At 35.0% G+C, this 24,793-nt stretch carries 18 protein-coding genes; 13 read left to right on the forward strand and 5 right to left on the reverse strand.

The features are described from left to right. Nucleotides 1–727 precede the first annotated feature (727 nt). Nucleotides 728–1,273 (reverse strand): HdeD family acid-resistance protein, encoded by a 546-nt coding sequence (locus tag TY19_RS00485; protein ID WP_042278862.1) that lies wholly within the window; start codon nucleotides 1,271–1,273, stop codon nucleotides 728–730. 305 nt (nucleotides 1,274–1,578) lie between these two features. On the opposite strand from TY19_RS00485, the gene TY19_RS13905 reads away from it, so the two are divergent. The 8 genes from TY19_RS13905 (at nucleotide 1,579) to TY19_RS00525 (ending at nucleotide 17,109) form a co-directional block, all read left to right on the forward strand. Further along, entirely contained in the window at nucleotides 1,579–11,124 is a 9,546-nt protein-coding gene (locus TY19_RS13905) for an Ig-like domain repeat protein (RefSeq protein WP_042278865.1), read from the forward strand. Nucleotides 11,125–11,136: 12 nt separating this feature from the next. Beyond that, nucleotides 11,137–11,796, forward strand: coding sequence for an outer membrane beta-barrel protein (locus tag TY19_RS00495; protein ID WP_042278867.1), 660 nt, complete (start codon nucleotides 11,137–11,139; stop codon nucleotides 11,794–11,796). Nucleotides 11,797–12,161: 365 nt separating this feature from the next. Then, a complete protein-coding gene (locus TY19_RS00500) occupies nucleotides 12,162–13,145 on the forward strand; it encodes an ROK family protein (RefSeq protein ID WP_042278869.1) in 984 nt (327 codons plus the stop codon). Between the two features lie 7 nt (nucleotides 13,146–13,152). After that, a complete protein-coding gene (locus tag TY19_RS00505; RefSeq protein WP_042278871.1) occupies nucleotides 13,153–13,767 on the forward strand; it encodes an HAD-IA family hydrolase in 615 nt (204 codons plus the stop codon). Nucleotides 13,768–13,772: 5 nt separating this feature from the next. Then, on the forward strand, nucleotides 13,773–14,828 hold the full coding sequence (locus TY19_RS00510) for a class I fructose-bisphosphate aldolase (RefSeq protein ID WP_042278873.1): 1,056 nt from the start codon (nucleotides 13,773–13,775) through the stop codon (nucleotides 14,826–14,828). Between the two features lie 46 nt (nucleotides 14,829–14,874). Continuing rightward, nucleotides 14,875–15,093 (forward strand): DJ-1/PfpI family protein, encoded by a 219-nt coding sequence (locus TY19_RS00515; protein WP_338140279.1) that lies wholly within the window; start codon nucleotides 14,875–14,877, stop codon nucleotides 15,091–15,093. A gap of 269 nt (nucleotides 15,094–15,362) precedes the next feature. Further along, nucleotides 15,363–16,376: a phosphatidylglycerol lysyltransferase domain-containing protein gene (locus TY19_RS00520; protein WP_042278875.1), complete on the forward strand. Its 1,014-nt coding sequence runs from the start codon at nucleotides 15,363–15,365 to the stop codon at nucleotides 16,374–16,376. Nucleotides 16,377–16,458: 82 nt separating this feature from the next. Then, entirely contained in the window at nucleotides 16,459–17,109 is a 651-nt protein-coding gene (locus tag TY19_RS00525; protein ID WP_042278877.1) for a carbonic anhydrase, read from the forward strand. Between the two features lie 19 nt (nucleotides 17,110–17,128). On the opposite strand, the gene TY19_RS00530 is transcribed toward TY19_RS00525, so the two are convergent. Continuing rightward, nucleotides 17,129–17,587 (reverse strand): YkgJ family cysteine cluster protein, encoded by a 459-nt coding sequence (locus TY19_RS00530; RefSeq protein ID WP_042278879.1) that lies wholly within the window; start codon nucleotides 17,585–17,587, stop codon nucleotides 17,129–17,131. 353 nt (nucleotides 17,588–17,940) lie between these two features. On the opposite strand from TY19_RS00530, the gene TY19_RS00535 reads away from it, so the two are divergent. From TY19_RS00535 to TY19_RS00555, 5 genes are all read left to right on the forward strand, one after another. Then, nucleotides 17,941–18,681: a gamma-glutamyl-gamma-aminobutyrate hydrolase family protein gene (locus TY19_RS00535; RefSeq protein ID WP_042278881.1), complete on the forward strand. Its 741-nt coding sequence runs from the start codon at nucleotides 17,941–17,943 to the stop codon at nucleotides 18,679–18,681. Nucleotides 18,682–18,691: 10 nt separating this feature from the next. After that, on the forward strand, nucleotides 18,692–19,999 hold the full coding sequence (locus TY19_RS00540; RefSeq protein ID WP_042278883.1) for an APC family permease: 1,308 nt from the start codon (nucleotides 18,692–18,694) through the stop codon (nucleotides 19,997–19,999). A 223-nt stretch (nucleotides 20,000–20,222) separates the two neighbouring features. Continuing rightward, nucleotides 20,223–20,897, forward strand: coding sequence for a hypothetical protein (locus tag TY19_RS00545; RefSeq protein ID WP_042278885.1), 675 nt, complete (start codon nucleotides 20,223–20,225; stop codon nucleotides 20,895–20,897). A gap of 2 nt (nucleotides 20,898–20,899) precedes the next feature. After that, the gene (locus tag TY19_RS00550; RefSeq protein WP_042278887.1) at nucleotides 20,900–21,334 is read left to right on the forward strand and encodes a hypothetical protein; all 435 of its coding nucleotides are present in this window, start codon (nucleotides 20,900–20,902) and stop codon (nucleotides 21,332–21,334) included. A gap of 34 nt (nucleotides 21,335–21,368) precedes the next feature. Further along, nucleotides 21,369–21,839, forward strand: a complete 471-nt coding sequence (locus TY19_RS00555; protein WP_042278888.1) for a hypothetical protein — start codon at nucleotides 21,369–21,371, stop codon at nucleotides 21,837–21,839. 74 nt (nucleotides 21,840–21,913) lie between these two features. Here TY19_RS00555 and TY19_RS00560 read toward each other — a convergent pair whose 3' ends face one another. The 3 genes from TY19_RS00560 to TY19_RS00570 are packed head-to-tail and all read right to left on the reverse strand — an operon-like array spanning nucleotide 21,914 to nucleotide 24,745. Further along, complete coding sequence (locus TY19_RS00560; RefSeq protein ID WP_042278890.1) at nucleotides 21,914–22,771, reverse strand: DUF2156 domain-containing protein; 858 nt, start codon at nucleotides 22,769–22,771, stop codon at nucleotides 21,914–21,916. A gap of 3 nt (nucleotides 22,772–22,774) precedes the next feature. Then, entirely contained in the window at nucleotides 22,775–24,283 is a 1,509-nt protein-coding gene (locus TY19_RS00565) for a hypothetical protein (protein WP_042278892.1), read from the reverse strand. 21 nt (nucleotides 24,284–24,304) lie between these two features. Next, nucleotides 24,305–24,745, reverse strand: coding sequence for a host attachment protein (locus tag TY19_RS00570; RefSeq protein ID WP_042278894.1), 441 nt, complete (start codon nucleotides 24,743–24,745; stop codon nucleotides 24,305–24,307). Nucleotides 24,746–24,793 lie beyond the last annotated feature (48 nt).

Genomic DNA, 24,793 nt, shown 5'->3' on the forward strand with positions numbered 1-24,793 from the left:
TTTTTATTTACATCTAAATTTTATTTTAACTTAGTTATTTGCAACTTACATTAATTATTTGATTTTATTGATTTATTTATCCATCTACTAAAATTGATAAATTGAGCTGTAAAATTTCTAAACTATTGTTGAATTAACTAGTGTCAGACATTTGAAAATTTTGTGGGGACTCCACAAGCTAAGTTTTGGAAGCTAAAAAATCGTGAAAATTTAAATCTAAATTTTTCAAGTACTAAAATCTTACACATTTTTGCATATGACAAATTACAAGAATTTGAAGCTAATCTTGTTAAAAAAAAGTTAGTGCCATATTTGTAACAATTTAATGGATTTACCCTTTCCTTTTCCTCATGTTGAAACATTTTATATTAATTTTCTTTACCATCTAAAAACAAAACAATTTACCTGATTGGCTGTAACAGATTATTAGATTATTATATATCTCCTATTCTTTTTTCAAGAATCTTTTACTATCTATCCTCTAAGTTCAAGCGAAAGAAATGGCAATAAAGAGTTTTAGCTTTGATAAGCTTTTTGAAAAGTTTTCAGACTGTTCCTCTAAACACTCTACGCCTTAAAGAAAAAGGATTGGATCCGATCACAATCCTTCTTCTAATCGAATATATTCGGCTAAAGAGACGTTTTGGAATAAATAACATCTGTTTGGAGACGCGTTTAAAATTAGAGATTCAAAAATTAGAATGATTACTTACTATTTAAACACAACTTATTTTAATTGTTCCTGATCAATTTTAGTTATTCCTAAAGCTAAAAATGTAAGCGATAATCCAAAAAATAGTAAATTGATTCCGACCAAAAGGCCAAGTACCCAAAATGCTGTCTCTGGCCAGCCCATCCAAATGATTCCAGCCATCATTAATGATAAAACTCCGCTAAAGATAAACCATATCCAGCTGTTAGTAGATTTCAGTTGAAATCCCATGATGATTTTGGCAACACCTTCAAAAATGAAAAAGAGCATTAATAGTATTGTTAACGAAATGACACCAGCGGAAGGATCAATAAGTAGTAAAATTCCAAATAGAAGATACATTAAACTCACAACGAAGGAAGCCCAAAATCCTTTTTCACGATAGGATTGAAATGCTCGATAGGTTTGGATAACACCACCTAACAAAATAAACCACCCTATAAACAATTCTGTACTTAAAGTTGAAATCCCTGGCAATGCGATTGCTATTATGCCTAGAAGGGCAAATAAAAATCCTTCAATTATTAAAAGAGTCCGATTTTTTTGAATAAATTCAAGCATGTTGTCTCCTCTAAACGTTTTAATAAAATCTAAATTTTTTACGAATTCGAATTTTAAAGGTTATTAAGAGATAAAACTTTTGTTTATCCAAACTTTAATTTTCTGTCCCGTTAATTTTTTATTACCTTAAACTAATTAATATTTGTTTTAAATTAAAAGAAATGAAAGAGTTTATGCTCTTGCTTTTTAGATGGTTAAGTTTAATTATATGAGTAAAATCAAAAAAAAATTACTGAATTAAAGCTAATGTTATATAGTCCCAATTTTTTGAGCACACTATTTTTGGGCACACTCAAGGAGTGAACATGCGTTTAATTAAAATTTTTCTGCTGTTTTCTTTTTTCTTTTCCATTTTTCATCTATTTGGGAATAACGATTTTATCGCTGCAAAAACTTTTACCTCTGTAACTAGTTGTAGACAACCAGATTTAATTGCCTATTTAATGGCAGAAAAATCTAATGAAATTATTCCTATTAACTTAAGCAATGGACGTGAAGGGGTGCCAATTATCATTGAGCCGGCAACTAAAATTTTAGCTATACATGCGGCAACCAATGAAGTTTATTTTGTTGAAGAAGATTTAAAACAAATCAAATGTTTTCATTTAAAGACAAAAATGGTTCGAGAAGTGGGGAGTTTAAACCAAATTCCCGCTAAATTTATCGTTCCGGCAGATAAAAAAGTTGCTTATCTCAGTTATGAGGATAGTAACGACATTGATTGTTTAAATCTATTGAATGGTCAATTGACAAAGGTTGTAAATTTAAAAATAAATCCATCCAGTATCGCTTTCGATAGTAAAAACCAACGCTTATACGTGAGCTTAAAAAATCAAAATGAAATTAAAAGTATTCATTTAGCTTCTTTAGAAACTACGTCTTTTGCGCTTTTAGATCATAACATAGAAAGTTTAACGATTACAAATGATGGGCAAAAAATTTACGCACTGCAAGAGAACAATCATCAATTATCAATTGTTGATGCACAAACACAAGCAATCACTCATATTTCGCTTAAAAATGATTCAGGTATTTTACAAAAAAAAACAAATTCTTTTGTGATTCACCCCAACGAAAATCACATTTATATTCTTAAAGAATCTGCCGATCAAATCATTCCTGTCAATCTCTTGACTGGAGCGCTAGAGCCGCTCATTTCTGTTAGACAAAGCATTCAAAATATTAATTTTGATGATAAACAAGGAATAGTAGCTAGATTTAGTGTAAAGGAGGCAAAGTCTGGACTACCCACAGTTTTTGATGCTTCCGAAACAATTTTAATACATTCAGGTGAGGTCAGTTATGAATGGGAATTTGGAGATGGATTAAAAGCTGTTTCCAGTCAACCCATCATTGAACATGTTTATGACAATACGGGCCATTTCACCGCAACTCTTACTATAACTCAAAAAGTTGAAAATGATTTTATTGCCCCTTATCTCGAATATTTAATTGGAAATCCTTTTTTAACTTCATCCACTAAGAAAAGTTTTGACATCCCTTCTTCAAAAAATGAAGGTTTAGAAAAAATAAGCAAAAAACAGCAAGCGGCTAAAAATACAGCAGATTCTGATTTTGTTGCAGAGTCTTCTATAACTCACGGACAACCCTCCCAAACAACCATTTTCTATGGACATACCGTATTTGATAGTGCTACTGTAAATGGATCTTTTACAGGGGGAACACCAACTGGAACTGTGACATTTTTTGTAGAAAGTACGCAAGTTGGTTCACCGATAGCACTATTGGCAGGGTTAAATAATACAGCAGTTGCGATTTCAGACCCCTATTATCCCACTTCAACAGGGAATTATCAGTTTAAAGCTGTTTATAGTGGAGATAGTAACTATGAACCCTCTTCGGATTCATCTGCAACAAACACTTTTATTGTTAATCCAGCACCTAGCATAACAAATCTTACAACTAATATTAATCCTTCTTATTTTGGAGAGACAATCCAATTAACCGCCACAGTAACATTGTCTAATACTCAAATTAATGAAACTCCAACAGGAACAATTACATTTAAAGATAACAATACAGTTTTAGGAATTGTAACTCTAACTTCTAGTAGTACAGCTAATCTTTCCATTTCTGATTTAGGAGTAGGAACTCATTCTTTAACAGCAATTTATAGCGGGGATGCCAAGTTTGCAGGTTCTACATCGAGCTTAGTTACGCAAACTGTGACTAAAGGAACCACGATGACCGTGCTAACCTCCTCTATTAACCCGACAATATTTGGCAATTCAACAACCTTAACAGCCACAGTTAATATCAATGACGGGGCTGGAACCTTAACAGGAGCTGTGACATTTAAAGATGGGTCAACAATCATTGGAACGGGAAATGTAAATGCAGGTATTGCCACTTTAAACGTTTCCAATCTATCAGTGGGGTCTCATTCATTGACAGCAGTATATGGAGGAGACAGCAATTTTAACACTTCTACTTCAACAGCTTTGACTCAGATAGTAAACAAAGGAACAACAACTTCTAACATTGTTTCTTTGACTAATCCCACGACCTATGGGCAACCGACGATATTGACTGCCTCCATCGCTGTTGCAACAGGGGTTGGAACCCCGACTGGATATTTTACTTTTAAAGACGGAAATTCTACCCTTGGAACTGCAAATATCACGGACTCAAATGCGTCTCTAACAATCGCGAATTTAGCAGTCGGCGCTCATTCCATCACAGCAGTTTATAGTGGAGATTTGAATTTTTCTACTTCTACTTCGTCAGTCATTTCTCAACAAGTTAACCGAGCAACTCCTGTCATATCCCTGACTTCCACACTAAATCCTTCCAATTATGCTGAAGAAATCACTTTTACAGCCTCCATTTCCTCACCAACAACACTTGGCTTACCCTCAGGAACAATTACCTTCTATGATGGTAATACATCGATTGGAACAGGAACTCTTGTGCAGACTGGTGCTAATAAAAGTCAAGCCACCTTTACAACACCAAATCTGAATGGAGGAAACCATTCTATCACTGCTTCCTATCCAGGAGATACAAATTTTATTGCTGTGACTTCGATGACATTAGATCAAACAGTTATTTTAGCTAATACTAACACATTAATTTTTTCTAACTCTCCTAATGCTTCTCAGTTTGGTCAACCGATAACATTACAAGCTAATGTGGTCGGTTCTGTTGCGACACCTCCTCTCACTCCTTCGGGGACTCTTTCATTTTACGATGGCTCCACGCTTTTAGGTGCTGTTCCCATAACTAAACTTTCGTCAAACGTAGCTTTTGCAACATTAACAATTTCAAATCTCTCTATTGGGCCCCATACTTTAAGTGCAAAATACAGTGGAGATGTAAATTATAATCCTTCCAATTCATCGTCTATGACGCAAACGATTATTTTTACAGCGACAACAATCACAACGGCAACATCTCATACCCCTTCAGTTTTTGGAGAATTAATCAAGTTTACAGCAACTGTGAATTCTCATATTCCGGGCATGGGAAATCCCACAGGAAAGGTAGAATTTTATGATGGAATTAATTTAATTGGATCGGGGACTTTAGCAGCTAGCGGAGCTAATCAAAGTCAAGCAACACTTCAAATTTCTAGCCTAAGCTTAGGGACACACCGGATTGGGTCGGCTTATTTGGGGGATGGGGATTTTACTGGTTCCTTAGCCCCCTTAATCAATCAAATTGTTGTGAAAGATACGACAACGACAACTTTGGCATCAAATTTAAACCCTTCAAATTTTGGAGATGAGATTACCTTAAGTGCGACAGTGACCGCTAATGCGCCGGGTTCAGGAATTTCAACAGGAACAGTGACTTTTAAAGAAGGATCCAAAGTATTAGGAACAGGAACATTAAATGCCAATGGTGTTGCCACTTTTTCAACCATTAAACTTTATCCCGGCGATCACTCTTTAACGGCTACTTTTAATGGCGACTTTAACTTTATATCTTCGACTTCTAATACTTTCAAACAGACTGTTATCAACCAGCTACCAACAAAAATCAAACTCACATCTTTTAGGAATTCTTCACCTATCAATCAAACAGTGACTTACAGCGCTGAGGTAACTGCGTTAACAGGTATTCCAACAGGAACAGTCATATTTTATGATAATGGAGTGGCTTTTGGAACAGGAACAATTAATGCCAATGGAATAGCAACTTGTATTGAACCTGCCAATCGGCTTAATACTTTAGGGTTACACCTCATTACTGCATCATATAGCGGAGACATAAACTTTATCACATCGAATTCGAGCACTTATAACCAATATGTTGTTCCTTATGATACTTCAACAGTATTAGTTACCTTACCCAATCATTCTGAACAAGCTAATGCCACATTGACAGCGACCATAACAGCAACTGGTTCTCCAATGCCTATTCCATCATTTACTGGTACGGTGGTCTTTTATGAAGGAGGAATCGCTATTTCACCTCCTATTCTTGTCGATCCATTGACAGGGGTAGCTTCATTTATGCCTGATAATCTTCACTTCGGACCCCACCCCATCTCTGCTGTGTATAGCGGTGATCAAACAATATTTGCTACATCAACCTCTAATTCTATCGTTCAACAAGTCCAACAGACGGATATGTTAACAACAAAAACAGTTTTAACAGCTAGTCCAAATCCCTCTTATTTCTGTGAAATGATTGAATTAACAGCAACTGTCGTTGCTACTCAAGGATATTATACTCCGACAGGTACGATGACATTTTTTAATGGGGAAATCGCTATTGGAACGTCAATTTTGAATGCGAATGGAGTTGCTGTGCTTCCTATCTCTAATTTAAGTGTGGGAACTCATCAATTAACAGCTACTTACAATAGCGATTCTAACTATGCTTTCTCCATTTCAAATACAATTACGCAACAAGTGAATCCAAATACGACGTTAACTACTCTTTCTGTTATTCCCAATCTTTCAAGCACTCCTTATGGACAAACTTTGACATTTGTAGCTACAGTCGATGGTTTAGATGGGCTACCAACAGGTTCTGTGATTTTTTCTGATCAATCTGGGGAATTAGCAACCATTGAATTTGACGAAAGTGGAGAGGCAGTATTTACGACAGATAGCCTCCCGACAGGAACACACGATTTTACAGCGATCTATGATCCCAGCTGTTGCTCGGTTGAAAACCCTTGTTATTCACCTTCATCTGCTACTTTAAGTCATACAATCACGGCTGTGGATTTAGATACGATTTTGACAGCATCTCCCTCTCCGTCAATCTATGGTAATACCATCGCATTAACAGCAACCGTAGATTCTTTCACAACGGGATCCCCAACTGGTACAGTCACTTTTTATAATGGAAGTACTTTAATTGGAACAGCCCCAATTATTCAAGGCACCGCAAGAATTGATGCAAATAATGTCCAAGCTGGTGTAGCCATTTTTAATGCTCGGTATAATGGAGATATTAATTTTATTGCTAAAAACTTTCCTTCTAGACAGCAAATTGTTAATAAAGCACCCGTCAATGTTGCTTTGACTTCATTTACAAACCCATCTTTGTATGGTCAGCTAGTGACATTTAATGCTTCCGTAAGTTCAGCAGGGCTCATTAGTGTTCCAACCGGAACGATTACATTCTTATCAGGGACGACAAATTTAGGACAAGCAACTCTCAACAACGGTGTTGCCACGTTTTCAACCTCTATCTTGAATGTTGGTTCAAATAGTATTACAGCGTTATATTCAGGAAGTAGTAACTTTTTAACAGCAACTTCTTCAGCTTTAACACAAGTTGTTAATAAATCAGCAACAACGACAACAGTTGGCTTCTCTCCTTTCAATGCTTCTGCTTTTAATAGCTCTGTCACAGTTAATGTGACTGTTGCTTCGGTGAGTCCGGGTGGGGGAATCCCAACTGGAACTGTAACGGGATATTACGGGTCAGTTTCATTAGGAACAGCGACTCTGAACAATGGGATTGCTTCCTTTTCTACAACCATATTACCAACTGGAACGCCAACGGTAACCGTTATTTATACCGGAGATGCGAAATTTACAGAATCGCAAGGATTAGCAACTCATACTGTTACAGCCGCCACGACAACAATGGCTACTCTGACTTCGTCTAATAATCCTTCTGTATTTGGGCAATCACTTACATTAAGTGGAAAAGTGAATTCAACAGCAGGGATTCCTACGGGTCAAGTGACATTTTATGATGGAACCACAGAACTCGGTGTGGCTACGCTGGATAGTACAGGAAGGGCTGCTATCACAAGACCTAATTTAAATGTGGGAAGTCACTCAGTAACCTTAAAATATTTAGGAAGTGGGAATTTTGCTGCTTCGACTTCTGCTGCTTTAAATCAAGTTGTGAATAAAACTCCAACAACAACCGTTGTTAGCTCTTCTCAAAGTATTTCAATTTATGGAGAACCGATTGATTTTATAGCCACCGTTGGTCCAATTAATCCAGGTAGCGGAATTCCTACAGGAACTGTTACGTTTAAAAATGGCTCGACAATTCTTGGAACTGTTTCTTTAAATGGGGGAGGGATTGCTTCTTTTGCGACGCCAATGTTATCTGCAAATAACACGCCCTATTCCATTACGGCAGTTTATAATGGAGATGCCAATTTTAATTCGTCAATCTCTTCCATATTGGATCAAACTATTTTACAAGTTTCCACGAGAACAACAGCAACTTCTTCATCTAATCCTTCTACAATCGGAAATTTAGTAACAATTGATGTCACAGTAGAGCCTATTAATACAGATGTGTTTACTCCAACAGGTATCGTAACTGCTACTTATGGTTCAACAGTCATTGGAACAGGAACTTTAGATTCAACAGGAAAAATTACTTTTTTAACTACGACGCTTCCTGCAGGGACATTGCCGATTGCGATTAAATATGCGGGAGATTCTAATCACGCTCAATCTTCTATGACTTTATCTCAAACAGTTTTGCAAGCTAGTACAGTCACAAGCCTCACTTCTTCTCTCAACTCTTCCCACGTGGGAGAAACAATCACATTGACAGCCACATTAACCTCTCCATTTGGCACCCCCACAGGCAATGTTGCTTTTTTTGATGGGTCCTCTCTAATTGGGGTACAAGCACTGAATGGAGCAGGAGTAGCAATATTGTCTACCTCTTCATTAACGTTAGGAACCCATCAGATTAAAGCATTGTATCAAGGAGATGCAAATTTCGCTGCTTCAACATCGCCTGTTTTATCTCAAAATATTATTGCGGCAACAACAAGCATAGCATTATCTTCTTCTATGATTCCTTCAGTATTTGGACAAACGATTACTTTAACAGCCAATGTTACTGTACTAGCGGGTTCTGGAGTCGTATCTGGTACAGTGACATTTAATGAAGGAAGTGTTGTTTTAGGAACAAGTGGAGTATCAAACGGTATTGCTTCGATTACTATTTCTAATTTATCGGTAGGTGCACATACACTAAAAGCAACCTATAATGGAAATTCCAGTTTTGGAAACTCAACTTCACCAAATTTAAACCAAATTGTCGAACCAGGCACAACTAAGACGATTCTATCCTCTTCTAGTAATCCTTCACAATTTGGAGATGTAATCACTCTAACTGCAAACGTAAGTGCAACAGGCGGAAATGGAACCTTAACAGGAACCGTAACTTTTAAAAATGGTTCAAGTGTATTAGGAACTGGGACAATTAGTAATGATCAAGCCACATTCAGTGTTTCTGATTTAGGGGTGGGAACACATACTTTAACAGCTGTCTACAGTGGAAACACAAGTTTTGAAGGTTCCACATCCTCAAATCTCAATCAAATTGTTAACAAATCGAGTTCATTAATTACACTTACTTCCTCTATTAACCCTTCTGAATTTAGTCAAACCGATACGTTAATAGCAACAATTCCAGCAGGTACTGCCCCTGTTGCACCGACGGGAACCGTCACATTTAAAGATGGTTCACTCATGCTTGGGACAGTGAATATATCTGAAGGCAGGGCAACATTAAATATGTCTAATTTAACTGTGGGATCTCATGATTTAACCGCGACTTATAACGGAGATGGAAATTTTGCCGCTTCGACATCGGCTCTTTTGACTCAAATTGTGAAAGCAGCTGCTACGACAGTTTTACTAAATTCATCGACTAATCCTTCTGTTTTTGGAAACTCTATTAATTTTAGCGCTACTGTGGCGCCTATGCTCGGAACGGGTACACCGACAGGAACAGTCATTTTTAGAGATGGAAATGTTGTTCTTGGAAATGTTACTTTGGTAGGGGGAGTTGCCAACTTTACAACTTCTATGCTTTCTGTGAATACTCACGCGATTACAGCTGTTTATGTAGGAGATGGTAACTTTGCGGCATCGGTTTCTTCCCCTCTTTCTGAACAGGTTAATCAAGGAACAACAGCCACAACACTTTCTACTTCAGCTAGCCCCTCTACATATGGGCAATCGGTAATATTCACTGCCAATGTCAGTTTAATCACAGGATCTGGATCCCCTTCAGGTTCTGTGACAATTTTGGATGGCACAACAGTGATTGGAACAGCGACAGTAGACAACTTAGGAGTTGCTACTTTGGCAGTTTCTAATCTTTCTGTTAATTCACACTCCCTAACTGCTGTTTATAGTGGAGATAGTCATTTTGCCACATCGACCTCTTCTATTTTGATGCAAAATGTGAACAAAGCTAATTCCTCAATTGATATTTTGACAACCTCTCCCAATCCATCCCGCTCAGGAGAAAATGTCACTCTTTTTGCTACTGTGACTACGCCGATCGGAATTGCAAGTGGGAATGTCTCTTTTTATGATAATCAAACAACATTACTTGGAACGGTACCAGTTTATAATGGCTTGGCTATCTATTCGACAAATTTATTAGCGCTTGGAAATCATACGATTAAAGCCATTTATAATGGGGATGCAAATTTCAATGCTTCGACATCTCCATCAGTTGCCCAAACTGTTAATCAAACAAATATTACAGTCACAACAGTGACTAATTTGAACTCTGCACCGAATCCTTCTAATTTCGGTCAAAATGTTGACTTTACAATAACTGTTGCCCCTATCGCAAGTTCGGGTACACCAACTGGAATTATAACGTTGTATTTTGGCTCTGTCCCATTAACAACGTTGAATCTTGTGAATGGACAAGCCTCTTATTCGACGACAACGCTCCCAAGTGGCGAAATTACATTAGTTGCCTTATATTCTGGAGACGCTAGTTATTCCTCTTCGACAGATACACTTGTTCAATGTGTGAATAAAGTTGGGACGAATGTCAAAGTGGTTTCTTCTATCAATCCTTCAGCTTATAAACAACCTGTGACATTTACATCTACTGTTACCTCTGGTTCAGGAACTCCAACAGGAACAGTGACTTTTTATGATGGATCCGTTCCTTTAGGTACGTCAGCATTAAATGAAGGAATGGCAACTTTAGAAGTCATCAATTTAGCTCCAGGATCCCATTCAATTATTGCCGTTTACAATTCAGATTTGAATTTTGCTACTTCCACTTCACAAACATTGATACAGGTGGTGACGAGAGATACTATTCCCCAACCACCCCAGAATTTTTATGGCTGTCAAATTGTTAACCAATTCGTCGATAAAGATCATTTAGTGAACGTTTTATACTGGATTCCTCCTCAAGAGAATGCCAATATTGTCTTTTATGAAATTTATCGAGATGCTCAATTAAAACGGTGCATTGGAAAAATTCCTAACCAATGTCCCTTTCAATTTGAAGATGGCAATCGCAAGAAAAACAAAGCTTATACTTACTATATTGTCTCGGTTAACAAAAAAGGAGTAAAATCTTCACCTATTAGCACAAAGGTTTTTCCCATCAAGAAACATCGTTAAAGGAAAATGTTAATGAAAGAATTTGTCAATGCAACTTTTGGATTAGAAAAATCATTCATCTTAGAGGATTGTTGGAAAAAATTCTCAAATAATTTTATTCCTTATCCAACATTTGCGTTTTTAAGCACTTTCTTACTTATTTTATTAAATTTAACTGATGTAGCAGCAAGCTTAGAGATCAAAACAGAGGCAAAAAGTCAATTATTTTTTCCAGCTTCTAAACGTTTTCGTCGCATTTATGGAAATTGTATGGGAGGGTATGAAGGACAAGTCACCGTTTTTTTTCCTAAATATTTTCAAGCATGGATCAATGTCGATGGAATGTCCAAAAAAGGCCATTCTTTTTACTTACATGATTTTACAAGGATATCAATTGTTAACATGAGCTTTGGCATGCAATACACTTATATTTTGCCAAGAAATTTATCTTTCTATGTTGGATTAGGACCGAGTTTTGGAATTGTCAAATTAGAAAATCGATTTTTTGGGATTCATAACAATAAAACATATTTTGTCTTTGGAGGAGTATTTAAAACAGGCTTTTATTATGATATCAATGCCTGTTTTTTCTTAAATATGTTTTTTGATTATCTTTATCAACCTAATTGTTTCAAAACACAAGTAAATCTCGGCGGAAATAAATTAGGGCTAGGGATAGGTTATAAGTTTTAGCAAAATGAAAAGATATTTATTAATTTGGCCATTTATTCACCTTGTATGTTTTTTTAAACCTATAATTGAGGGCATTAAATTCTTTTAATAGTGAGAAAGCATCATTTTTACCAATCTATTTTTAATCATCTTTTTCTTAAAATTGATTTTTTAAATTTAACTTTAGTCTTTTTACGCTAGATTTCTCAACTATCAATGTCATTTAATCTTCCCTTAAGGCAGGATTTGTTGTCGCTAAAAACAATTTAATTATATATATCTTTTTTTAAGGGATTACCAAGCAAAATTGTTCCCCTTATGTTATTTGCTAATTTTCTTACCAACATAAGCTACAAATTTAAAAACTGTAAAACTGTACGAAAGATATGCTAAAAGAAACAGATTGTGTCATTGGAATCGATTTAGGGGGAACCAAAATTGGGATAGGAATTTTGAATGTCTCCGGCACATTGATTGATAGTGTGAGACTTAAAACGGATTCTAAACACGGACCAGCTAGTGTAGAAAAACAAATCATGCAAGCGATTCAGGATTTAAAAAATCGGACAAAAGTTGAGATTAAAGGAATTGGAATAGGGGTAGCAGGTCAAATTGACGAAGAAACAGGAGTCGTTCGTTTTGCTCCAAATCTCCCAGGCTGGCATCAAGTAACACTACGCGAAAATCTGGAAAGAGAAGCTGGAATTCCAGTTAAGGTTGTGAATGATGTTCGCGCTATTACTTGGGGAGAATGGCTTTACGGAGCTGGTAAACATTATCAAGATCTTATTTGTTTATTCGTAGGAACAGGAATTGGCAGTGGTATCGTTTGCCAGGGAAAAATGCAAAAAGGGGATAATAATACATTCGGAGAAGTCGGCCATATGACAATCGATTTTCATGGCCCTCGTTGCACCTGCGGTAACAATGGTTGTTTTGAAGCTTTTGCTGGAGGATGGGGAATTGCTAGACAGGCCAAAGAGCTCATTCTTGCCGATAACCAAAGTGGTCAATCCATTTTAGAAAAAGCAGGTGGATATTTAGAAAATGTTTCAGCTAAAGCTGTTATTGAAGCATATCACAGTGGAGACCCTCTAGCTCTATTGATTTTAGAAAAAGTTAAGCAAGCCTTAATTGCAGGTTGCGTTAATCTTGTGAATGCTTTTAATCCTGCTTGTTTAATCTTAGGAGGTGGGGTTCTAGATGGCATTCCAGAAATCCTATCATTTATTGATAAAGGCATTCGAGAAACTGCTTTAAAAGCGGCGACAGGCAAATTACAGATAAAAACTGCTTTACTTGGTAAAAATGTGGGAATTATTGGATCCGGAGCTGTGATTTTAGACGTCTTAAAAAATAACGTTGGGTGAGAGGGGTATGAGTAAACAATTATTTACTTCATTATTTATCGATGTTGGTGGCGTCCTTTTGACAAATGGATGGGATCGACATATGCGTGAAAAGGCTTCATACATTTTTGAATTAAATTATGAAGAAATGAATAAACGACATAATTTAATTTTTGATACGTATGAAATTGGTAAAATTTCATTAGATGAATATTTAAAACGTGTGGTATTTGATCAAGAACGCTCTTTTTCTATTGAATCTTTTAAAAAATTTATGTTCGAGCAATCTCAGCCTTTTGATGAAATGATTGATTTTATAAAAAAAATCAAAAAAGATTGGAATTTACAGATTGTTGTCGTAAGTAATGAAGGCCGCGAATTGATGCAAAATCGAATCGATCAATTTAAAATGAAAGCGTTTGTCGATATTTTTGTGGTATCAGGCTTTGTTCATCTACGCAAACCCGACAGCGATATTTATCAACTCGCATTGGATTTAGCTCAAGTAAAACCCGAGCAAGTAATTTATATCGATGACAGACCCTTGTTAACAGAAATAGGGAAGCACATCGGAATGACGGCTATCCAACATCAAAATTATGAACAAACAAAAATGATTCTAGATAGTTTACTAAAAAGGTAATTTCTATGGCTAATCGAGCGATTTTAAATTTACTTGGAAACGATGCAAGTTATTTACTTGATCATGAATGTAAAACAATATCAAAAGATAAACTTCATTTACCAAGTCCTTATTATATTGATGAGATCATGAATTTAACAGACCGAAAGACGCCAGTTCTTCGTAACTTAGTTCAAATTTTTAATCAGGGGCGATTAAGCAAAACGGGTTATCTTTCTATTTTGCCTGTTGATCAAGGAATTGAACATTCAGCCGGAGCAAGTTTTGCTATTAATCCTGATTATTTTGATCCAGAAAATATTGTGAAGCTAGCCATTGAAGGGGGATGCAATGCAATCGCCTCTACTTTAGGTGCACTTGGTTCTGTTGCCAGACGTTATGCTCACAAAATCCCTTTTATCGTGAAACTCAACCATAATGAATTATTAAGTTATCCCAATACATTTGATCAAATTTATTTTGGTCAAGTTGAACAAGCGTGGGAAATGGGGGCTGCTGCAATCGGTGCAACCATTTATTTTGGTTCTGAAGAATCTCATCGCCAAATTCAAGAAACGTCTAAAGCTTTTCAAAAAGCGCATGAACTGGGGATGGCGACAATGCTTTGGTGTTATTTACGCAATAATGCGTTTAAGCAAGATAAAGATTATTCAACCAGTGCTGATTTAACCGGGCAGGCTAATCATTTGGGAGTTACGATCGAGGCGGATATCATCAAACAAAAACAAGCAACTAATAATGGAGGGTTCAAAGCTCTGGCGCATTATGGTAAAACAAATGAGCTTGTTTATCAAAAGTTAACAACAGACCATCCGATTGATCTAACAAGGTATCAAGTTGCCAACTGCTATATGGGACGAATGGGATTGATTAATTCCGGTGGAGAAGCTGGTAAAAATGATATGACAGAAGCTGTTAAAACAGCTATTATTAATAAACGTGCTGGCGGAATGGGCCTAATATCGGGGCGAAAAGCTTTCCAAAGACCTTTAAAGGAAGGAATCGAACTATTAAATTTGATTCAAGATGTCTATTTAGATAAATCTATCACGGTCGCTTAAAGGGGAATAACATGGCTCAAAGGAATTTCCCAATAAGCACCTTCTAATTTTTTTGGAAAATTTTTATGAAGAGATGGAACTTTATTATCCGCTCTATCGTTTAAAAGAAGGAGCAAAAGTTGTTTTAGCTGGTTCTAAAAGTCATGAAATATGCAAAGGAAAGCATGGGATGCCTTGCAAATCTGATATCGGTTTTCAAGTTGTTAAAGAAAATGAGTTTGATGCGCTCGTTATTCCTGGTCAATCGTCGTCATTTTATTTCTAGCCGAACATTAGAAGATTTGCCAGCGTTTTGTTTGAGTATTATTCAAGAATTATTATCCACTCACAAACAAAAAACTGCATTCGTTTAGTAATTTAAACTTTGAGTTTTTCTGTATATGTCAGATTTTTTGCTACAAAGTAGGAAAAGCCGTTTTTAAGCAAATAGTCCACCACTATTTTCCATACGTCTTTCTCTCAACTTATCAGCACAGATTGACTATTGATAAGAAAAACTCAAATTTTAGTTTAGTAAATTTTAGGAGATAAGAAATGACCGCCGTCATGCCTACTTTAGATCAAGATGTAGATTCGCAATTTGATGCATTAATGCAAGTTAGACGTTTTGGAGGATCTTGTTCAGAAGCTATTTTAGATCCTCGATGCCAAATTTTTACTGATCCTTTTATTGATGGATTAATTGGTTATCGTTTAGAGAATTCACGAGCTATTGTATACGGAGATCCTGTGTGCCAATGGGAAGATACCCCTTTATTAATCAAATCTTTTACAGATTTTTGCCATCGAGAAGGCTATAAAAACATTATTTATGTCATTATAACGGAAAAATTTTGTAAATGGGCAATGGAAAACGTTTGCCATGCCTCAGTAGAATTTGGACATGAATTATTTATGGATCCTCACGATGACCCAAGAGCTAAAACTGGAGTTAATGCTAGTTTAGTTCGACGTAAAGTTCGACATGCCCAAAAAGAAGCCGTGGTTGTGGAAGAATACATTATCCCTAATCTCAGCCTTGAAGCTCAAATTGAAGATGTCGCTCAAAAATGGCTTAAAGGAAGGCGAGGTCCACAAATTTATATCTCCCGCGTACATTTATTTGATAATCGAGCCGGTAAAAGATGGTTTTACGCTAAGCAGGGAGAAAAGATTACTGGTGTTGTTGTTCTCAATGAACTTCAATCGCGTAATGGATGGTTGATTAATCGTTTAATGCATATCCCTGGTGCTGCTAATGGAACTCCTGAGTTTCTTTTAACAACTGTTATTGATACATTGGCTAAAGAAAATTGTCACTATGTTACTTTTGGGGCTGTCACGACTGGACAGTTAGGAAAATTAGAAGGGTTGAATTCTATTTCAAAATATATTGCTGAGCTTTCATTTAAGTTCGCTAACCGATTTTTTCACTTAGATGGAAAAATGAAATTTTGGGAAAAATTTGATCCCAAAAGTGAGCTTTCATACCTTTTATTTACGAATCCAAGTATTCGTATAGGAGATATTTGGGCTCTTATGCATGCTTTAAATATTATTTCAAAATAAGGTTGATTGATTTAATTTATAGGCCTTTTTCAAGGAATGCTTTAAGCTTTCCTTGATTCAAATTTAAACCAGTTCATAGGTTATGAAAAAACTCATTCAAGGTATTGCCGATTTTAGACAAGGTTTAACTGAAGAAAGTCGTCATCTTTTTGCTAATTTGGCTCTTGGTCAAACACCTGATGTCCTCTTTATTGCTTGTTCGGATAGTAGGGTTGTCCCAAATCTATTTGCTTCCACGAATCCTGGTGATTTGTTCGTTCTTAGAAATATTGGAAATTTAATTCCTCCTTATTCCGTAGATTCAGATAATAGTGCTTTGGCTGCCATTGAATTTTCTATTTTTTCACTTAATGTTCCCGATATTATTGTTTGTGGCCATTCTGAATGTGGCGCCATGCGTGCTTTAATTGAAGGGATACAAGGAAATTGCTGTTCTCATTTACAGTCTTGGCTTAAGCATGGAGAAAACTCTTTAAATTTAGTGAGAAATGGAATGACAATTAATCCTTCTTTATCTGAGCATAATCAAATTTCTCAAATTAACGTTCTTCAGCAAATAGAGCATATTAAAAGTTATCCTTTTATTAGAGAAAGATTAGATAAAAACGAATTAAGAATTCATGGGTGGTGGTTTAATATTGCACACGCGGATGTTTATTGTTATAAGGAAGATCTCAATCAATTTGTTCTCATCGATGAAAAAGAAGCTCAATTGATTTTAGCAAGGACATAAATAACTTAGATAGCTTGGCTCATTCATTCACTACATAATGCTCATTAGCCTGCATTTGAATCTCTTTCATTTCATCAATTTTTTCTTGTGAGAATACGGCCCCCTTACAGGTAATTCCTTCACAAAAATTTGCTGCTTGCTCCCATGCTTGTCGAGAAAGGAGATTTTCAGGCCAAAAAGGATATAAACGGCATTGAGACGGTCTGGCTGAATAAACACTACATTTTTTATCTCGAAAAAATACACACGAATAGCCTTCAGGAGATTTTTTTTCAATTAAAAAAGTTTGATTATTTCTTTTTTTGATATACAATTTTTTAAAATCTTTGACTGAAATTTCTAAAAAATGTGCCATCTCTTGGATTTCTTGCTCACTGATAAGCACAAAACCAGGTACCCCAGTGCAACATTTTCCGCACTCTGTGCAACTAAAGTGAAGTCCTTTTTTATACCAAGGTAATAAGGAGGAGTGCTTCATAAGAATTTAATTATTTTTAAATTTGTAGATTTAACTAGTTAAAAATAGATTTAACTATCATTTCTGTTTAACTTTACTAAATAATAATAAATATTTGCAAAAAAAACAATAATAGTATACAATATTCATAATTTAAAAAAAGAATATAAATGAAAATTGCTATTTTTTATCTATTTTTTATAAATAGACTCTGGTTCATTCAAATGCGTTCCCCACTCTACGCTGGGTGTTGTCCTAGTTCTCCTTGCCCTTCACAATAATTTTTTTTCTACAACAATATGTAAATGTTTTGTTAAAACGCTTTAATGCTAAAAGAAATAAACTTTATAAAACAAACTTATCGGTCAAAAATTATGCGAAAATCTGCAACTAAAAAACCAATCATTGGAATTTCAACTAGTTTATTAATGATTGATAATGGGTGTTTTAGAGGGCGAGAGCGTATAATTGTAGGGCAAGATTATATTCGATCCATTTTAATTGCTGGTGGAACTCCAATTGTATTACCAATTTTGTCAGATCAGGAACAAATTGAGCAACAAATGGAATTGATTGATGGTTTATTACTTTCAGGGGGTTGTGATGTACATCCTCATTTTTATAAAGAAGAACCTCATCCTTTATTACAAGATTTATGCCCAGAGAGAGATTTACACGAAATTCAATTAGTTCAGCTCGCTCATCAAAGCCGAAAACCTATATTAGGTATTTGCCGAGGAGCTCAGCTTTTAAATGTTGCTTTTGGCGGAACTCTTTATCAAGATGTTTCTTTACACTCAAATCAAGTTTATCAACACATTCAACAAGCTCAGGTACATGTAGCAGCTCATGAAATTAAGATTTTGGAACATTCAATTCTAAAAAAAACCATGGAAGTTAGCCATACCACTATCAATAGTTTTCATCATCAATCGGTAAAAAAGGTCGCTCCGGGTTTTCGAATTAATGCAGTAGCAGGAGACGGCATCATTGAAGGAATTGAAAAGGAAGACAGTTCTTTTATTATTGGTGTACAATGGCACCCAGAATTAATGGCCGATAAACAAGAAGAAACGCGAAAGCTCTTTGAGGGTTTAGTCAAAGCTAGTCAATAGGGAGAAAACGATGGCAACAAATAAAATGGGGCTCATGAGCGCAATTTTGCTTGGGATCAATATGATTTTAGGATCGGGAATCTTTCTTCTTCCTGGAAAAGTTTCTGAATTAACCGGTGCATCTAGTCTGTATGTTTATGTCTTTGTTTCTCTACTTATTTTGTCAATTGCTTGGTGCTTTGCGCAATGTGCAGCTCTATTCGATCGCAATGGAGGTGCTTATTTATATGCTAAAGAAGCTTTTGGTGACTTTATAGGATTTGAAATAGGCTTTATGCGATGGATTGCTGGAGCGATGGCTTGGGCTTCGCTTATTGTAGGTTTTGTTACAGCTTTGAGTTCTATTTGGCCAAATGCATTGACAGAGCCTTTAAGGGGATTTTTGATCTTAATTTTTTTAGCTCTTCTTATTTTATTTAATATGGGAGGAACTGAAAAACTTAAAAATATCAACAACGTCGTGACGATAGCAAAAGTATTACCTCTTCTATTTTTTGTTTTGATTGGTTTTTTTTATACTAAGGGGAACTTTCAAGCGATTGATGTGTCATTATCTCATTTAGATTCTATTTCTTTTGGAAATGCCGCTATAGTTATTTTTTATGCTTTTGGAGGGTTTGAAACTCTTGTTATTGCTGCAGGAGAAATAAAAAATCCTCACCGTAACTTACCAATAGCGGTGATGGCTGTTATTAGCTTTTGCTCGTTTCTATATTTTTTAATTCAAATAATTGCCATGGAGATATTAGGACCTCAGTTGGCTGAAAGTTCTATTCCTTTAGCTGATGCGACTGAGCAAATGATTGGGTCCGCTGGGAGATGGATTGTAACTTTAGGTATGATTATTTCGATTGGGGGTGTGAATCTTACAGCTTCTTTTATTACTCCAAGGAGTGGCGCGGCTTTAGCAGAAGATGGCTTGGTTCCCAGATGGATCGCCAAAAATAATAAAGCCGGTGTTCCCGTAGTAGCTATCCTTTTGACAGCAAGTTTGACTACCATTGCTGCTTTGTCTGGCAGTTTTACTCAGCTAGCTGTGATCAGCGTTGTCTCTCGATTTGTACAGTATGGAGCGACATGTTTAGCTGTTTTTGTCCTTTATTATCGCAATAGGACAACATTAAAAATGTTAAAAAAAATATCTCTGGTTATTATTCCTTCGTTATCTTTGATTGGTCTTATTTGGATGTTATTTCAAGCTTCTTCTTCTCAGTTATATTGGGGCCTAGGGGCGCTCCTACCTGGAATTCCCATTTATTTTTTTCAGAAGCGGAAAAATAATTTAACGTTAGCGACAGTTTCTGAAATGGGTGATTAAATATATAAATAGATATTTATCATTTTCAACTTTTTAATGGGTAGATTTAACTAAATTTAAATAAGTATAGACAATTTCCAGTTTAAATTATATTTAAAGAATGAAAAAAGCAATGATAATTATAAAACTTCTATATCAATCATTAGAAAGTGGATTATTTTCTTGAAACTAATTTAAACAATAAGTTAGATTTTATGACAGCTTTAATTTAAAGGAAAAAACGATGAGCATTAATTTTGAAATAATTAAAAACCAAGCTGTTGACTATTGTAAGCACTTTTCTAAACAAGCTGGCCAAGTAGTAGGAAGTACTAAAAATTATGGGATCAAATTTTTTAAAGGTTCGAATGAATTTTTTAAGAAAATTTTTAATATATTTCAAGAAAGCATAGAAAAAGGCTTGAGAATTGCAAGAAAATATGCCGAAAAAAATTTAAATCTTCTTAAGAAATACACCTTCAAAGGCTTGGACATAGCGAAAAGTCTATCGGCAAAAGGGTTAAATCTTGCTCGTAAAAGCCCTGCAATTATACAGGACAAAACTAGGAAAATTGTGGCTTTTAGCTCAGCAAAACTTCAAAATCCTCATTATGCCTATCCTGTAGTCATTATTACAAATGTGGTTTTACTTCAGATTGTTCTCAAAGCTATAGATTTACTATATGATAAATTACAGGAGACTCGCATTAGAGAAGAAAATCTTACTAAAGATCAAAAAGACAAAAAAGATATAGCCTTTTTAGTATTTACTGGTGCGTCATTAGTAGGTTTGCATACAACTTTTAGGTGCATTTTAAAGCCCAATATATCTACTTCAAGGTATGCTCTTTTGGGTATAGCAACTTTTTGTGCGCAAATTGGTTTTCATATTTTACGTGCAGAATTTAGACAGAGTTAATCATGAATTTTAATATTAGTTTTGATTTTCTCAATGGATTTTGTCAAAATTCTTTAAAAGATCGCACAAAACACCAAACTTTTTTTAAAGGTCATTTAATTTCTTTTGTAAGCCAAACTTCAAAATATACGCGAAATAATTACTTGCCTATTTTAGCAACTATTATTACAAGTATCGCTACAACAGAATTGGTGTTATTTGTTTCTCGATCGATTTCAAAATTTAGCCAATTTTATCCTGATCGATTGATGGAAACAGAAAAAAATATGGTAGCTTTCTTAACTTTTCCAATACTTGGTGGGATGATCATTGGATTGAATTATGCTGTTTTTCAAGCTTTAAGGCTACCTCTTTCACCTTTAGTTAGCACGGCTGTGAGTGCAGCGACAATTGGCATTTATTTGTTAATTAAAACAAAATTTTTGACTTTATATTAAGTAATAACCTTAAACTTTAACAATTGGAACTTTTATGTATCAGAAGATTGATTATGCAATGATCAAGAACGGTATTCTTTCTGGTGTCGCTTATGCCGCTCACGCAGCTCACCAAACAAAAGAAATCTTTGGAAATTTAGCTGGACATGCAGTTAGAGTTATTAAATCAGGAGTGAATTATGCTCAGAGAGAAGTGAACCGAGCTCAACCTTACTTGAAAAATCCTTATATAGCTGCAACTTCTGTCGCTACTGTAAGTATTATAAACCTTATAATAATTGATGCTATTGCAGGAATTGCTCAAAAGATTTTACCTTCGGAAACAAAGACCCAAAAATCTGTTAATGACCTTGTTGCTTGCTTAACTGGTGCTGTGACTTGGCTTGGTGGTATGTGGGCTTATAGATATTATGCACAAATTCCTTTGTCTCTACCTATCTATTTTGTGAGCACTATAGCTGGCTCACTGATTTTAGGTATGAGCAACTCGAAAAAGTTTTTTTAATTTATTTTGATGAGTGACAAGGATTTGTTTAACATTCCTTGTCATTCTTTATCGATAGGATTTAAAAAAACTGACTAGGCTTCTTTATTCTTATCCCTAGCGCGTTGTTTAAGGATCATTCGGTCTGGCACATAGGAATGTTTAGCCTGCCTTAAAAAAGGTAATCCGAGATCTTGTTCTAGATTGATCCACTCTATTTGTTTAGATAGTATTTGGGCTTGATATTGATAAAGATATTGATAAAGGCCATGAATGTTAGCATCCCCTTTAGCAAAATGAATCACAAAACAGGTTGGTGTGAGATATTCTCCAATAGTAAAACCAGCAGGTTTGCCATCTATATAAATGATAACTCCTTCTAAATTTAAACATTCTAGCAATTTAATAGCTTCTAGACACGAAAAATAGTCTGTCTGTTCCTGTTGAGTTTGTTTATCTTGCCAATCGATTAAAATTTTTAAAGCATCGCTTTTGTTTTTTTGTGTTAGTTGGGCCGTTTTAAGTTGATATCGATCGAATAGTTGCTTGACTAAATTTCTTTTTTTGCTTAGGTGCCTTCCTGAAAAAAAAGCTAGTTTTTCAACTTTAAATAAATAATCAGAGTCTGCATCTTCAAAGCTAAAATTCAATGGAAAGTCAAATAAAAGATTCCATTCTTCTGGAATGGGAAATAAGAAATAGCCTGTATTTAAGAAAAAAATAATTTCAGATGAAACTTTGGGATGAGGGATTGAAGTCAGCATTATAAAAGGGAGTTTTCCTCGATCAATTCCTTTTATGTAAATATCTTCTCCAAAAATAACTTCGTATTCATGTTGTTTTCTAAACAAATAAAGATTTGCGAAAGAATATTCAGAAATTACTAATCTCATCTGCCGAAATTTTTGCGTTAAAAGAGTTTGATGAGATAAATTAAGAGGCTCTTTACGCATGGATTAATTTTGGTTAATTTGTTCGACTCGTTTAATACCGATCTTATCCACAACAACACGAAAAGTTTCTATCTCACTTTTATAAGTGAAATCAGGTTGTTGATAGGTATTTCGAATAATAATATTGAGATGATAAACTTTAGGTAATAACCGCTCTTGAATTTCTTCAGTAGAAAGGTTAAGAGTCAAGTTTGGCTGCAACGCATTACTAGCTTTTTGCACAAATCGTTGAATATTGAGTCTAAAGATGGTTGTTAACTCTTTTCTTCTTCTTTGTAAATGGCTGGGTTGATAATAGAGAGAGACTTCTCTTTTGTAATGAAGAATAGATTCATGTCGATTTAAAGCTTGAAGTTCTTCGTGAAAATGATGATTCCGAATTTCCAAAAAATCGGGAGGTAATTGAGATGGTTCAATAAAAGCAAAATTTTCTGTTAAATGGCCGATTTTTTTTTCATTTTGTGTTTTAATTTCTGTCGAATAATCAGGAAACCACCGAGAAGCCTTTTTATAATAAATTTTTTTTAGTCCTTCTTTGATACGATCTTTTAAAATATAAAAAAATACGGCAAACATAATAAAAGGGAAAGAATTGATGACAAAAACGGAAATTTTCCAAGCAAATAAAATCATATAGACAAACATAGCAATTCCTGCAGCTACACCACCTAAAATGTTTCCATGCTTTTCTTCAAGAGAAGCTCGATAACTTTTTAGCATGAGTGATTCAAGCATAAATCGATTGAGCAATCCTTGCCGATATAAAATGGATTCATTATTTTGCTCATCATTTGACTTCGATTCTAATTTGCATTCTCTTCTATACTCTTTTTCTTTTGCTATATGTCTAGCCAATTCTTTTTTTATATGAATGTCAATTTTATCATTTTGAGTAAATTGTTTAAGAAGAATAAGAAAATATTCATCAATTGTGTGACTGATAAATTCATCTACATACTTACAAGCATAATTAATTTGAGAAGAGGAATTGTGTAAGAGTTTCTTTTGTATTTCACGATAGTGAAATGTGACTTGTTGAACTTGTTTAGTAAGCTCTTCGATGATGGAAGAATAAAGAATCATCGTTTGATTTTCCATTTTTTCTAAGCTTTGTGAAATGTGAAAAATTCGATCCCTCAAAGCTGTTTTGAAAATATTTGCAAATAGTTGCAATTCATCGATAATACTTTTTTGATTTGTTAAATTAGCTTCGATAATTAGTTGTAAGCGATTAAGAGGTGAGGAAGAATATGAAAGATCGATTAATTCAGATAAACTCATCCGAGGCGTTTTATAACGAATCAAATTTGTTTGATCAGAGAAAAATTGAGCCTTAGTGAGGGTCTCTGAATTAATTTGTAAAGGACTGGGAATAAAAAAATAAAATTCTTGTTTATAAATATTTTTGACCAGCGTCTGATTAATCATAAATTCTGATTTTAGCTCAAACTGCCACTGATCTCGAACGTGAATTCCACTTTCTCTTAACTCGCTCCAAAAATAATTGATCATTTTTCATTGCTTTTCGAATATTTAATTAAAAAAAGGAAGATGAGTCATTATTTCATCGGGAGCCATATGCGTCATATCTTTATTAAGTTCTCCGCAAACCAATTTTGCCGTTGATGTATGCAGAAATTGCCGCAATAACCCCAATAAAGAAGGAGAAGCAGAAATGTACAGTTTTTTAAATTTCCCATCATTACATGCAGTTTCTAGATAACTTGCTAGTTGTTTAGCAAAAATATTAAATTCATTTTGTTTTGGCGTTGTATGAGGCTCCATGCTATGCCGAGTCTGATCAAAACTTTCAAAATCGCGGCCAGGTTTATCTGAAACAAGATCACGATTATGCAACCGGCTTTCAGGGTGTTCAAAAGTCTCTACAATAGCTAATGAACGAATTGTTTCAATTTCATAAATTTTAGCTGAGCTACTATTGGCGATTAACAGCCAGGAAGTTGGTTTTTTCATTTCATTCCCTCGTTTTATTAATAACAAGAACTGTGGTTTTCACAAAGT

The sequence above is a fragment of the Candidatus Protochlamydia sp. R18 genome (assembly GCF_000648255.1).
Lineage (GTDB): Bacteria > Chlamydiota > Chlamydiia > Chlamydiales > Parachlamydiaceae > Protochlamydia > Protochlamydia amoebophila.